This is a genomic window from Plantactinospora sp. CNZ321 (genome assembly GCF_004217235.1).
This window is the reverse complement of sequence record NZ_SHKQ01000001.1, coordinates 4,207,552-4,220,264: the sequence shown is the minus strand read 5'-3', so window position 1 is coordinate 4,220,264 and position 12,713 is coordinate 4,207,552. Positions and strand designations below refer to the sequence as shown.

Annotated in this window: 12 protein-coding genes; 8 read left to right on the top strand and 4 right to left on the bottom strand. The window is 72.2% G+C overall.

Annotated features, from left to right (window positions below; all coding sequences use genetic code 11):
* Window positions 1–143 precede the first annotated feature (143 nt).
* Window positions 144–1,091, top strand: a complete 948-nt coding sequence (locus EV371_RS18500; RefSeq protein ID WP_349340742.1) for an endonuclease/exonuclease/phosphatase family protein — start codon at window positions 144–146, stop codon at window positions 1,089–1,091.
* Between the two features lie 16 nt (window positions 1,092–1,107).
* On the opposite strand, the gene EV371_RS18495 is transcribed toward EV371_RS18500, so the two are convergent.
* The 3 genes from EV371_RS18495 to EV371_RS18485 all read right to left on the bottom strand — a co-directional run bounded on the left by EV371_RS18495 (window position 1,108) and on the right by EV371_RS18485 (window position 3,984).
* Window positions 1,108–1,530 (bottom strand): OsmC family protein, encoded by a 423-nt coding sequence (locus EV371_RS18495; protein ID WP_130463150.1) that lies wholly within the window; start codon window positions 1,528–1,530, stop codon window positions 1,108–1,110.
* An 85-nt stretch (window positions 1,531–1,615) separates the two neighbouring features.
* On the bottom strand, window positions 1,616–2,599 hold the full coding sequence (locus EV371_RS34400) for a nitroreductase/quinone reductase family protein (protein WP_130463149.1): 984 nt from the start codon (window positions 2,597–2,599) through the stop codon (window positions 1,616–1,618).
* A gap of 230 nt (window positions 2,600–2,829) precedes the next feature.
* Entirely contained in the window at window positions 2,830–3,984 is a 1,155-nt protein-coding gene (locus EV371_RS18485; protein WP_130463148.1) for a phospholipase D-like domain-containing protein, read from the bottom strand.
* A 101-nt stretch (window positions 3,985–4,085) separates the two neighbouring features.
* Between EV371_RS18485 and EV371_RS18480 the strand changes: the two genes are divergently transcribed.
* On the top strand, window positions 4,086–4,787 hold the full coding sequence (locus EV371_RS18480; RefSeq protein ID WP_130463147.1) for a helix-turn-helix domain-containing protein: 702 nt from the start codon (window positions 4,086–4,088) through the stop codon (window positions 4,785–4,787).
* Here EV371_RS18480 and EV371_RS18475 read toward each other — a convergent pair.
* On the bottom strand, window positions 4,784–5,185 hold the full coding sequence (locus EV371_RS18475) for a VOC family protein (protein WP_130463146.1): 402 nt from the start codon (window positions 5,183–5,185) through the stop codon (window positions 4,784–4,786). The genes EV371_RS18480 and EV371_RS18475 overlap by 4 nt on opposite strands.
* Before the next feature lie 265 nt (window positions 5,186–5,450).
* Here EV371_RS18475 and EV371_RS33445 point away from each other — a divergent pair, with 265 nt between their 5' ends.
* From EV371_RS33445 to EV371_RS18450, 6 genes are all read left to right on the top strand, one after another.
* A complete protein-coding gene (locus EV371_RS33445; RefSeq protein WP_165436729.1) occupies window positions 5,451–5,600 on the top strand; it encodes a hypothetical protein in 150 nt (49 codons plus the stop codon).
* Window positions 5,601–5,615: 15 nt separating this feature from the next.
* Entirely contained in the window at window positions 5,616–7,088 is a 1,473-nt protein-coding gene (locus EV371_RS18470; RefSeq protein WP_130463145.1) for a class I SAM-dependent methyltransferase, read from the top strand.
* The gene (locus EV371_RS18465) at window positions 7,081–9,171 is read left to right on the top strand and encodes a sulfatase-like hydrolase/transferase (RefSeq protein WP_130463144.1); all 2,091 of its coding nucleotides are present in this window, start codon (window positions 7,081–7,083) and stop codon (window positions 9,169–9,171) included. Before EV371_RS18470 ends, EV371_RS18465 begins: the two co-directional genes overlap by 8 nt.
* Window positions 9,172–9,377: 206 nt before the next feature.
* On the top strand, window positions 9,378–10,661 hold the full coding sequence (locus EV371_RS18460) for a citrate synthase (protein ID WP_130463143.1): 1,284 nt from the start codon (window positions 9,378–9,380) through the stop codon (window positions 10,659–10,661).
* Between the two features lie 199 nt (window positions 10,662–10,860).
* On the top strand, window positions 10,861–11,604 hold the full coding sequence (locus EV371_RS18455; protein ID WP_130463142.1) for a GPR1/FUN34/YaaH family transporter: 744 nt from the start codon (window positions 10,861–10,863) through the stop codon (window positions 11,602–11,604).
* Between the two features lie 65 nt (window positions 11,605–11,669).
* A complete protein-coding gene (locus EV371_RS18450) occupies window positions 11,670–12,710 on the top strand; it encodes an SRPBCC family protein (RefSeq protein WP_486484689.1) in 1,041 nt (346 codons plus the stop codon).
* Window positions 12,711–12,713 lie beyond the last annotated feature (3 nt).

Here is a 12,713-nt window from a genome sequence, read left to right as displayed (position 1 = left end):
GACCCGGTCGGTCGCCTCCCCGGCTGGTCCGAACGGTCGAGTTGTCCGCGGTGCGGTCGTCGGCCCGGCTGGCCGGACCCTCGGGCCGCCCGCGATGCCATCGTCGCCTCGGCGGCGGCATCGGCTCCGATACGATGCTCTCGGTGGCGGAGCGCAGGATCAGGCCGGCGGATGGCGGGGCGGCTGGGCGGGGGCGACGCCGCGGCACGTGGATCCTGGCCGCGGCCGCACTGCTGACCGCGCTGATGGCCGGCCACAGGTTGATTCCCAACGTGCGCGGCCTGGGCAGCCTGGTGGACAGCGGGGCTCCCTTTCTCGGCCTCGGGGTCCCGTTGCTCGGGCTCGCCGCCGCGCTGCGCCGGTCCCGGATCGCGCTGGCCGGGGTGCTGGTGCCGGCCGTGCTCTGGGCGGTGCTCTTCGGCACCGCGTGGTTGCCCGGGGGTGGTGGCGGCCCGGTGCGGCTCCGGGTGGCCAGCCAGAACCTGCGGGCCGGCAACCCCGACCCGGCCGCCACGGTGGACAGCCTGGCCGACACCGGGGCGGACGTGATCGGGTTGCAGGAGGTCTCCGGCGACACCCGGCTACGGGTGGCCGAGGCGCTGACCGAGCGGTACCCGTACCGGACGGATGTCTCCACGGTGGCGCTCTGGAGCAGGTTTCCGATCCGCGACGACGTAGGGGTCGACACCGGACTGGCCTGGACCCGGGCGCTGCGGGCGGTGGTGGCCGCCCCCGGTGGCGACGTGGTCGTCTACGTCGTGCATCTGGGCTCGGCCCGGGCCGGGGACACCGGCATCCGGGACCGCACGGTGAGCGCCCTCGCCACCCAGATCCGGCGGGACCCGGCCGAGCGGCTGATCGTGCTCGGCGACCTGAACACCGCCACCACCGACCGGATGATCGAGCCGCTCACCGACCTGCTCGACGATGCCCAGGCGGACGCCGGTCACGGGCCGGGCTTCACCTGGCCGGCCGCCCTGCCGTTGACCCGGCCCGACCACGTGCTCTACCGAGGGCTCACCGCGGCGTACGCCCGGGTCGTCCATACCCCGGCCAGCGACCACCGGGCGGTCACCGCCGGCTTCCGCTAGCGCCGGCCGCACCGGGTCAGCGCTGGCCGGGCTCGGCCGGGCTGACGGTGAGGGTGTGCCGGCCGCCCTCGCTGGAGAACGGCCAGAGCCGGTCGGCGTACCGGGCGAGCTCGGTCAGCTGGTCGCGGTTGAGTCCGGCCGAGGCGATGCTGGCCTGTACGTCGGCCCGGTAGAGCCCGTCGGCGTCCCGGGCCAGCCGGGCCTGGGCACGGACCTGGACGGTGTGCGACTCGTCGGTGATGTCGGTGGCCGCCTCGACCGCCGCGTGGTGCAGGCAGGAGGCGAAGGCCGCCGCGAGCAACTGCTCGGGGGCGAGCCCGGTGCAGTGCGGCGCCAACGGCGAGGCCAGGGTGGTGGAGAGTTCACCGTCCTCGGTCCGCAACCGACCTCCCTCGGCCGTCGCGGTGGCCTCGTGCACCCAGGCTTCCGATTCCGGCATCCCGCACCCCCCGTGTGGCTCCCCGGGCGGCTACCCGGCACGGCCGTCGGGAAACCCGCAGCTCAGCTCCGCGACGTCGGATCGGCTAGCCCTCCCCTTCGGGACGGTCCGCCGTGCCTCCGGTGATCGGTTCGAGGGCGACCGGTTCGAGCACGATGACCGGGATCTGTCGCTCGGTCTTGCGCTGGTAGACGGCGTAGTCCGGATACGCCTGCACCGCCCGGCGCCACCAGAGGGCCTTCTCGTCCCCGAACACCTCCCGCGCCCGGTACACCCGGGTCACCACCCCGTCCTGAAGTTCGACGACCGGCTCGGCGAGCAGGCTGGCGTACCACTGGGGATTGGTGGGCGCGCCGCCCTTGGACGCGACGGCCGCGTAGTGCCCCTCGTGTTCGACGCGCATCAACGGCGTCCGGCGAATCCTGCCGGTCCTGGCGCCTCGGTAGGTGACCAGCACGGTGGGCAGGCCACCGATCGTGACCCCATCGGTCGTGCCGGTGCGCTCGATCTGCGCGACGTGGTCGCGGACCCACCCCGACGCGCTCGGCTCGTACTCGCCGGTCAACGCCACGCCCCGATGAATGTGCCGGGCCTGTCGCGATTCCGCGGCCGGACCGCGTCGGTCGCCGGGCGGCAGACGCCTGGTGTCCACGTTGCCGGTCAGGGTGTTGAGGATGCCGGGTAGTTCCGTAGCCAGCTCCGCGGGTAGGCCGCGCACCGTCTCCTCCGCCAGCGCGCACCATAGCTGTTTGACCTGCTCAGCCAGGGCTTCGCCGCTGGAGGTGAGTGCGACCATGCTGGCTCGCCGGTCGGCGGGAGAGGGGGTGCGCCGGATGTGGCCGGTGGCTTCGAGCTTGCGGGTCATCAGGGTGACGCTGGGCGGCTCGCAACCGAGGGCCTCACTGAGCTGAGCCTGGATCATCGGGCCGGTCCGGGCGAGTTCGAGGAGCAGTACCTCCTGTCCGGGATGCAGGCGCAGCGGGGCGAGCAGCGCTGCGGCCCTGGCCCGGTGGCGCAGGCTCAGCAGCCGGATGGCCTGGTTGAGGGCGTCGGCGTACTCGAAGTCCACAACTTCTCCTCGCTGGATTGGTTATCGCATAATATTATCCGCATAACTAATTGCCGGCAATGGGAGAGCTGGCCGAGGGTGCCCCGGGTGGCCAGTGCGGTGCACACCCCGCGCGGCAGGTCCACTCTGCACGCCTGCCACCCGGCCGGGGTTCGAGCCGGACATCCGGCACCGGGCGATCGACTTCGCGTTCACCCTGGGCCTGGTGGCGGCCGGGCTCGGTGCCGCGGCTAACGCTGTCCGAGGAAGCGCTGGCCGGCGAGTTCTATCCGTTCGATCTCGTTCCGGAAGAAGCCGGCGATCTCCGCGCACCGGTCGAGGTTGGTCGGGCCGCCCTCCCGGCGCGGCAGGTCCGGATAGGGGCTGCCGATCACGAAGATGTTCTCGTCGTTGTACTGGTTCGCCGGGGCCGTGTAGTTGAACGAACCGGCGACCACCACTGCCTCGTCGATCACCATCAGCTTGTGGTGCAGCTTGCCGAAGGCCGGTGACCGGACCGGGGCGTAGAGCGCGATGTTGGCCCGGTCGAGTTCGCGGGTGGCGGCCCACTTCTGCATGCCCTGCCCGGGGTCGACCGCCCCGGTCACGGTACGCCCGGCGGCGGCCAGCGCGATCATCGCGTCGTCGATCCCGGACGAGCCGGAGAAGGTGAAGATGGCGAAGTCGACCCGCTCGGTCGCCTTCAGCATCTGCTTCATGATCTCCAGTTCCGGGGTGTGGTCCGGCGCGAACAGCACCTTCACCGGCACCCCGCCGACGTTGTACGCGTTCGGCACCCGGCCGTGCTCGCCGCGCCCGAACCGTCCCTGCCGGAGCCGGGCGAACTCGTCGGCGTACTCCCGGCAGATCCGGGCGTCGTGGAAGAGCACGACGTGGTTGAGGTTTCGGTGGCAGTCGGTGCCGGTGAAGTTCGCCGAGCCGGAGAGTACGGCGGTCCGCCCGCCGGCCCGCTGCCGATAGTCCCGGACCGCGAACTTCTGGTGGAAGATCGCCGGGTTGTAGTCGGCCTTGACGTCGACGTCGCAGCGCAGCAGCGCGGCCACGATCCGCCGGTTCGGCTCCAGGCTGCGGCTGCCGGGCTCCGGCTCCCACTGGGCGCGGCGCCGCGCGTCCGCCTCCGGCTCGCCGGGCCGGGCGGTGATTCGGGGCAGTTTCGCCGTCCGCAGGTAGTCCTGCTCCAGCACCATCCGGACGCTGACGCCCCGGAACCGGGCGTCGAGGATCGCCTGGGCGATCGGCTCCGAGTCGAGTTCCTGCACGGCGATGTCGAGGCTCTCCCGGGCGCCGCCGATGAAGTCGACCACCACCGCTTCGAGGTCGTCGGCGGCGCCCAGCTCCCGAGGCCCGACGTACGCCTCGATCTTCCTGCCGGCGAAGGTCGCCATGCCGCACAGGCTCGCACCCGACCTGCCGTCCCGGTGTCGTATTGGCTACAAACCCCACCCCGCTCCGGCCGCGGTAGCCGTTCGGCTGGCAGGCTGGGGCCGTGTATCGGGAGCGGAGGTCCGGGTTGGCCGGCGCGGTCGTCTGGACGGTCACCCGCAGTGCCGATGCCGTCCCGGGCCGGGTTCTGCCGGACGGCTGCATGGACCTGATCTGGTCCAGCCGCAGCGGTCTGCTGGTGGCGGGCCCGGACACGGTCGCCCAGGTCGTCGACGGCCCGGCCGGCGAGCGGTACGTGGGACTGCGCCTCCCGCCGGGCGTCGGCCCGGCGGTCCTCGGCCTGCCGGCACACGAACTGCGGGACCAGCGGGTTCCGCTCGCCGCGCTCTGGCCGGGACCGGAGGTCGTCGCCCTGACCGAGCGGGTGGCGTCGCACCACCGGCCCGGCCAGGTGCTGGAGGCGGTCGGCACCGCCCGGCTCGCCGCCGGCGGCGGCCCGGATCCGCTCGCCGCGCCGCTGGCCGCCGGGCTCGCCGCCGGCCGTGACGTCGCCGGCACCGCCGACGCGCTGGGGCTCGGCACCCGGCAACTGCACCGGCGCAGCCTGGCGCTGTTCGGGTACGGCCCGAAGACGCTGGCCCGGATCCTGCGGATGCGTCGTGCCCTGGCCCTGGCCCGGGCCGGTACGCCGGCCGCCGAGGTCGCCGCCCGCACCGGGTACGCCGACCAGGCGCACCTGTCCCGCGAGGTCAGGAGCCTGGCCGGGGTACCGCTGCGGCACCTGGTCGGCGCGAACCGCCGCTAGCCGGCCGCAGGGGCGAGCGGGGCGTACAGGTCGACCCCGTTGCCGTCCGGGTCGTGCAGCACCGCGTACCGCTGGCCCCAGGGGGCGTCCCACGGCTTGAGCGGGCCGTCGTAGCCGGCGGCGGTCATCTCGGCGTACACCCGGTCGACCTCGGCCGGATCGGCGCACCGGAAGGCGAGGCTCATCTGCGACCCGTCCGGCGGCGAGAAGTCCGGCTCGATCGAGCGGACCACCTCGTGGGTGTCCCACATCAGGCGCACCCCGCCGGGCAGGGTGTACTCGGCGTGTGGCTCGGTGTCGGCGCTCGCCGGCAGCTCCAGCCCCAGCCTCCGGTAGAAGGCGAGGGACCGGGCCATGTCGGCGACGACCAGCCCGAACGCGTCCAGTCTCGGTGTCATGCGGCCAGGCTACGAACCGGCCGCGTCCGGGTCTTGAAAGAATCGGACCCACCGGACCGGCATTCCGGGTGCCCGATGCGGTCGACGGATCATCGGCGTACGGTGTGTGGTTAACGGCACCCGACGGCGTGCTCTCCACCACCTGGCCGGTGGGTGGCGCGGCGTCGGCACCTTGCCGCGCGCTCGGGTCCGACCGCCTGACCGGCGGCCGGACGCGGCGCTCTTTTCGGGTACGGGGGTCGACAGAAAGGGAGGTGGCCGGGAGATGGACCATCTGGCCTACCTGGATGCGGGATCGGGCAGCCTCATCGTGCAGGCCGTGATCGGTGGCGTCGCCGGGGTCGCGGTGGCGGCGAAACTCTACTGGCGCAGGCTGACCAGCCGGTTCCGCAGGCAGCCCTCGAAGCAGGACTGAGGCGGTCCACAGCCGATGGTCGCACCACCTCCTCCCGTTCCGACGACGCCCACCACCGAACCCGAGTCCGTTCCCCGAGCCGATCCCGGCTCCTTCCGCGATCCCGCGAACCGGGTCCTCCACGTCGGCGGCCAGGTCTTCCGGGGCCTCGGCCAGCAGGCCGCCGAGGACTGGCGGGCACTCGCCGGTGCCGAGTTCTTCGACCGGCTGCGCGCCGACGGCAAGATCTGCGGCACCGAGACCGTCGACCCGGAGACGCTGCCGGCGAGCCTCGCCGGGCAGTGGGCGACCGTACTCCGGCACGAGCGGATCCCGTTCGTGTCGTACCCCTACGAGTGGTCGTTCGCGATGTTGCGCGACGCCGCGCTGTTGCACCTGGAGATCCTCCGGACCGCCGTACCGGCCGGCTTCACCACGAAGGACGGTTCGGCGTACAACCTCCAGTGGCGGGGCGCCGAGCCCTGCTTCATCGACATCGGTTCGTTCGAGCCGGCCCGTGACGGCGAGCCGTGGGCCGGCTACCGACAGTTCTGTCAGACCCTGCTCTATCCGCTGCTGCTCCAGGCACACCTGGGGCTCGACTTCCAGCCCTGGCTGCGGTCCCGGATCGACGGGATCGAGGCGGGTGAGCTGCGCAAGCTGTTCGGCGGCACCCGGCGGTTCCGGGCCGGGGTGCTCAAGCACGTCCACCTGCACGACGCCATCCAGTCCCGGTACGCCGCCGCCAGCACCGGCACCGTCCGGGCGGAGTTGAAGGACGCCGGCTTCTCCCGCGAACTGGTCCTGGCCACCCTACGAGGGCTGGAAAAGCTGGTCGGACGACTCGACTGGCAGGCCCCGGCGAGCCACTGGTCCGGCTACCGGGAGACCTGCACCTACTCGGCGGCCGACCGGGAGGTCAAGGAGCGGTTCGTCGCCGAGGCGCTGGCCGAGCCGAACCGGTCCCGGCTGGTGCTCGACCTCGGCGCCAACGACGGCACGTACTCGCGCCTGGCCGCCGGGTACGCCGACTACGTGGTCGCGGTGGAGAGCGACCCGGCCGTGGTCGACCAGCTCTACCGCCGGCTGCGGGCCGACGGTGAGCGCCGGGTGCTGCCGCTGGTGATGGATCTGGCCGACCCGTCGCCGGGCGGCGGCTGGCGCGGGGTGGAACGCGGCTCCTTCGCCACCCGGGCGGAGGCGGACGCGGTGCTCGCGCTGGCCGTGGTGCATCATCTCGCCATCGGGCGCAACGTCCCGCTGCCGGAGGTGGTCGACTGGCTGGTCGGGCTCCTGGCGGCCGACTCCGGCGGCCGGCTGGTGGTCGAGTTCGTGCATCCGGACGACCCGATGGCGGCCCGGTTGCTCGCCAACAAGCCGGCCGGACTCTTCCCCGACTACCACCGGGAGGAGTTCGAGCGGCTGCTCGGGCAGCGGTGCGAGATCGTCCGCCGGCTCGAACTGCCGTCCGGGACCCGTACCCTCTACCTCGGGACACCGCGTGGCTGAGCCCGGTGCCCCGGGGGAGCAGCGCATCGAGCTGCGAGCCCTGGTGGAGGTGGTCGCGCTCTGCGGCTTGGCGATCGCCCAACCGCTGCTGGACGTGACCGGCAAGAGTCCGGACTTCTTCCTCTTCCACGGCGCCGACCGTTGGGACATCCTGCTGCTGGTGACGGCCTACACGGTGCTGCCGCCGCTGGTGCTCTGGGGGAGCGGGGCACTGCTCGGGCTGTTGGCCCGCCGGGTCGCCGGACGGGACCGGGGGCGGACGGTCCGCGCCGTACTGCACACCGCGACCCTGGGGCTGCTGCTCGTCGTCCTGGCGGTCCAGGTGGGCAAACACCTCACCCCGGTACGCGGGGTACCGCTGGTCCTGCTGGCGGCGGCGGTCGGCGCCGCCGGGGCGTACGCGTACCGGCGCTGGCAGGTCACCGGCCAGGTCTTCCGGTTCGCCGCGCTCGGTCCACCGGTCTTCGTGCTGCTCTTCGTCTTCACCTCGTCCGCCTCGGCCGTGCTGCTGCCGGGTGAGCGGGCCGAGGCCCAGGTCGAGGCCGAGGTCGAGGCCGGGGCCAGCGGGGACGGGACCGCCCATCCGCCGGTGGTGATGCTGGTCCTGGACGAGTTTCCGCTCACCTCCCTGCTGGACGACACGGGTGCGATCGACGCCCGGCGCTATCCGAACTTCGCCCGACTGGCCGGGGAGTCGACCTGGTACCGCAACGCGACCGGGGTGAGCGGCTACACCCCGTACGCGCTGCCGGCGATGCTGACCGGCCGGTATCCGGACCAGCAGCAGGCGCCGCACCACTCGCGCTATCCGGACAACCTGTTCACCGCGTTCGCCGGGCCGTACCAGATCCAGGCCCAGGAGAGCATCACCCAGCTCTGTCCGCCGCGACTCTGCCCGGACCGGGCCGCCGGATCCGCCCGGGGCGGCCTGCCGACGCTGCTGCGGGAGAGCGCCACCCTGTTGGAGCAGATCGTCTCGCCCTCCGAGACCGGGCACCGCGACCCCGAGGACTCGTACCGGGAGATCACCCGGCGCGAGGCCGGCGGTGCCGAGGCGGCGGCGCCGACGGATCCGCAGTTCCGCTGGGGGGCGCTGGACGAGAACCAGCCGGCCCGGTTCGCCGACTTCCTCGCCACCCTCCGGCCGACCGCCCGGCCGACGCTGCACTTCCTGCACCTGCTGCTGCCGCACTCGCCGTGGAACTACCTGCCGTCCGGGATCCGCTACGGCTCGCCGGACGGGATGCCCAACGACGGCGACGGCTGGGTCGAGCTGGCCCACCGGCGGTATCTGCTGCAACTTGGCTACACCGACCGGCTGCTCGGTGAGACGCTGCGCCGGCTGGACGAGACCGGCCTCTACGACGACGCGTTGGTGGTGCTCACCGCCGACCACGGGGTGAGCTTCACCCCGGGTGTGCAGGGGCGAGGGCTCGGCGCGGTGGAGCGGGCGCCGGGCGAGGTGCTCTGGGTGCCGCTCTTCGTGAAACGGCCGGGGCAACGGGCCGGCGCGGTCGACGACCGGAACTGGGAGCACGTCGACCTGCTGCCGACCGTCGCCGATCTGGCCGGTGTCGAGGTGCCGTGGCGGACCGACGGTGCTTCGGCGCTGCGTACCACCCGGGCGCCGGGAGACAAGCACTACTACGACCAGCCGGGCCAGCCGCGTACCGTGCCGGGCGACGTCTTCGCCGACGTGGTCGCCGGCCGGGCGGTCCCGGTGCTTCCGGCGCAGCCTCGACCGGAACTGATCGGTCGGTCCGTCGCCGAGCTACCGACAGGGCCCGAGGCCGGCTCGGTGACCGTGCGGAACCGGTCTGATTTTGATCATATCGACCGCTCGGGTGGCCAGCTGCCGGCGCTGGTCTACGGCACCGTTCCCGACTCGGTGCCCAACGGCACCCTGCTGGCGGTCGCGGTCAACGGTCGGATCGGTGCGGTGGCTCCGGTGGTGGCGCCGGACCCGGGCGGGCAGCGGTTCGCTGCCCTGGTGTCGGACGAGTCGTTCTTCCTGCCGGGCCGGAACACCGTCGACGTTTTCCAGGTCACCGACACCGGCACCCTGCGGCCGCTGAGTCACTGACCGGTCCCGGGCTGGGCAGCCGGCGACCCGGGGTCGAGGGCTGCCCGGTCCGGCCGGACTAGCAGGTTTCGTCCCGGCCGCAAACGTGTGACCAGCGTGATCCTTCACTCACCGGCAGGCCATGCGAGGTTCTCGGCTACCCTGCACGTTTACCGTAAAAAGTGAAGGCAATTCAACGTAGATTCTGCCGGCGAAGCGAGGATCACATGACGGATGTCAAACTCGACCACCCGGGCGGCCAGCTGTCGATTCCGGTCAAGCCTGCGGTCGACGGCCCAGCCGGCATCGCCACGGGCAACCTGTTGAAGGAGACGGGGTACGTCACCTACGACCCCGGCTACGTCAACACCGCGGCCTGCTCCTCCGAGATCACCTACATCGACGGCGACGCGGGCATCCTGCGTTACCGGGGTTACCCGATCGAACAGTTGGCCGAGAAGTCCTCCTTCCTGGAGGTGTCGTACCTGCTGATCTACGGTGAGCTGCCCACCGAGGCGCGGCTCGCCGAGTTCGATGAGCGGATCCGGCGGCACTCGCTGCTGCACGAGGAGATGCGGCGCTTCTTCGACGGCTTCCCCCGGGACGCGCACCCGATGGCCGTGCTCTCCTCGGCGGTGAGCGCGATCTCGACCTTCTACCAGGACAGCCTCGACCCGTTCGACCGGGAGCACGTGCAGATCTCCACCGTGCGGCTGATGGCCAAGGTGCCGACGATCGCGTCGTACGCGTACAAGAAGTCGATCGGGCAGGCGATGCTCTACCCGGACAACTCGCTCGGGTACGTCGAGAACTTCCTCCGGATGACCTTCGGGGTGCCGGCGGAGCCGTACGAGGTCGACCCGGTCGTGGCCCGGGTGCTGGACATGCTCCTGCTGCTGCACGCCGACCACGAGCAGAACTGCTCCACCTCCACGGTCCGGCTGGTCGGCTCGAGCCAGGCGAATCTCTTCGCCTCGGTCTCCGCCGGGGTGAACGCGCTGTTCGGCCCGTTGCACGGCGGCGCCAACCAGGCGGTGCTGGAGATGCTGGAAGAGATCAGGGTCGGCGGCGGTGACGTGCCGGCCTTCGTCCGGCGGGTCAAGGACAAGGAGCCGGGCGTCAAGCTGATGGGCTTCGGGCACCGGGTCTACAAGAACTACGACCCTCGGGCCGCCATCGTGAAGCAGGCCGCCCAGGACGTACTGGCCCGGATGAACAAGCCGGACCCGCTGCTGGACCTCGCGCTGCAGCTGGAGGAGATCGCCCTCGCCGACGACTACTTCGTGTCCCGCCGGCTCTACCCGAACGTCGACTTCTACACCGGCCTCATCTACAAGGCGATGGGCTTCCCGACCAAGATGTTCACGGTGCTCTTCGCGCTCGGGCGGCTGCCCGGCTGGATAGCGCAGTGGCGTGAGATGATCTCGGACCCGGAGACCAAGATCGGCCGTCCCCGGCAGCTCTACACCGGCGCCGCCCAGCGGGACTACGTACCGGTCGAGAAGCGCTGACCCGCACCGGGCCGCGGGGCCCGGGTCGTTCACCGGCCGTCGACGCGTACCCGCGTCGGCGGCCGGTTCCTGTCACGGGTGGCCCGGTGCCGGACGAAATCCCCTTTCCGTGTAATGGCTCTCACGCTGGGTAGTCGGCGGTGGCTACGTGCCCGACCGCGTCAAAGCGGTGCGAACCGCTGCGTAGAAGGAGCCTGTGATGACTCATATGTCACGTTCGGCGCGACCCAGCCATGCTGGCGACGGCCACGACGGCGAGTTCGAGTTCTGGCGCAACCACGCGCACATCTCCCTCCAGCCGGTGGCCGCGCCATCGATCCTGGGCCTCTTCGGTTACGCGGCCGCGACCTTCGTCGTCGCCACGCACCTCGCCGGCTGGTACGGCGATTCCGCCACCCAGACGTTCCTGTTCCCGTTCGCCGCGATGCTGGGTGGGCTCGCGCAGTTCCTCGCCGGGATGTGGGCGTACCGGGCGCGGGACGGGCTGGCCACCGCCATGCACGGCATCTGGGGCGGCTTCTGGCTCTCCTACGGGATCCTCTATCTGCTGATCGCGGTCGGGGTGCTGGTCCAGCCGACCCCGTTCGTCGCGCTCGGGTTCTGGTTCGCCGCCCTCGCCGCGATCACCTGGTCCGGGGCGTTCGCCGCGCTGGCCGACAACATCGGCCTGACCCTCGTGCTGGCGACCCTGGCCGCCGGAGCCAGCTGTCTGGCCGTGGGCCAGATCGCCGACATCTCGCCGTGGCGTACCGCCGGTGCCTACATCCTGATCGCCTCGGCGGTGATCGGCTGGTACACCGCGACGGCGATGATGCTGGAGGGCACGTTCCGCCGGGTCATCCTGCCGATCGGCAAGCTGCGCGGCCCGAACGTCCCGGGTCGGGAGCCGCGCCAGGTCATCCAGTTCATGGCGGGCGAACCGGGCATCAAGGTCGGCCAGTAGCGGTCGGGCCGGCGCCGCGACCGGTTTGACGTTTTCCGCAGGTTGTTCGGGTTTATCCCGATAACGTGGTGGTGCGCGGCGTCCGCGACGACGACCGGGCGACGGCGAACGGGGGAACGATGCGGGGAGCACCGGAGGACATGCCCGACGGCATACCGGAGATGCCCGACGCGACGCTTGACGTGCCCGAGGGCAACGGTCAACCCCTGCCCCGCGCACTCGGGCTGCTGAGTCTCGGCCTCGGTGTCGCGGCGCTCGCGGCGCCGCACCAGGTCGGCAGGCTGATCGGACTGGACGACTCGGCACCGACCCGCTCCGTCGTACTGCGGGCGGTCGGTGCCCGGGAGCTGGTGCCGGTCCCCGGGTTGCTGTTCGCCCGCCGGCCGGCCGGCTGGGCCTGGTTCCGGGTCGGCGCGGACCTGCTCGACCTGCTGCTGCTCGCCCGGGAGCTGCCGCACCGGCGCGGCGAGCGCCGCCAGCGGGTCGCCGCCACCCTGGGCGCCGTCGCCGGGATCACCGCCGTCGACGTGCTGGCTGCGGTACGCAGCGGCCGCTCCGCCGGAGCGCGGCGCCGGACGTTACGGGCCAGCGCCACGGTCACCGTTAACCGGCCGGCCGACGAGGTCTACCGGTTCTGGCGGGACTTCGAGAACCTGCCCCGGTTCATGTACCACCTGGAGTCCGTCCGCTCCGACGGCGACGGGCGGTCGCACTGGACCGTCCGGGGCCCGGGCGGGCGCCGCGTCGGGTGGGACGCCGAGCTGGTCGAGGAGAACCTCAGCGAGACGATCGCCTGGCGTTCGGTGCGCGGTGCCCGAGTGCCCAACGCGGGTCGGGTCCGGTTCGCCCGCGCGGCCGGCGGCCGGGGCACCGAGGTCCGGGTCGATCTGGTGTACGCGCCGCCGGGCGGCGCGGTGGGCCGGGCCGTCGCGCAGCTCTTCGGCGAGGAGCCCGGGCAGCAGATCCGGGACGACCTGCGCCGGTTCAAGCAGGTCATCGAGACCGGCGAGGTGGTTCGGTCGGACGGCAGCCCGAACGGGCTGGCCACCCCGCAGCAGGTGCTCCAGAAGCCGGCGCGTCCGCAGGCCCTGCGCCCGGGCAGCTGACCG

Excerpts from the sequence above, each read along its gene's own strand:
- EV371_RS18455 (WP_130463142.1), top strand. The coding sequence starts at position 10,861 with ATGACTCATATGTCACGTTCGGCGCGACCCAGCCATGCTGGCGACGGC.
- EV371_RS18475 (WP_130463146.1), bottom strand. The coding sequence starts at position 5,185 with ATGACACCGAGACTGGACGCGTTCGGGCTGGTCGTCGCCGACATGGCC.
- EV371_RS18460 (WP_130463143.1), top strand. The coding sequence starts at position 9,378 with ATGACGGATGTCAAACTCGACCACCCGGGCGGCCAGCTGTCGATTCCG.
- EV371_RS18495 (WP_130463150.1), bottom strand. The coding sequence starts at position 1,530 with ATGCCGGAATCGGAAGCCTGGGTGCACGAGGCCACCGCGACGGCCGAG.
- EV371_RS18485 (WP_130463148.1), bottom strand. The coding sequence starts at position 3,984 with ATGGCGACCTTCGCCGGCAGGAAGATCGAGGCGTACGTCGGGCCTCGG.
- EV371_RS18470 (WP_130463145.1), top strand. The coding sequence starts at position 5,616 with ATGGTCGCACCACCTCCTCCCGTTCCGACGACGCCCACCACCGAACCC.
- EV371_RS33445 (WP_165436729.1), top strand. The coding sequence starts at position 5,451 with ATGGACCATCTGGCCTACCTGGATGCGGGATCGGGCAGCCTCATCGTG.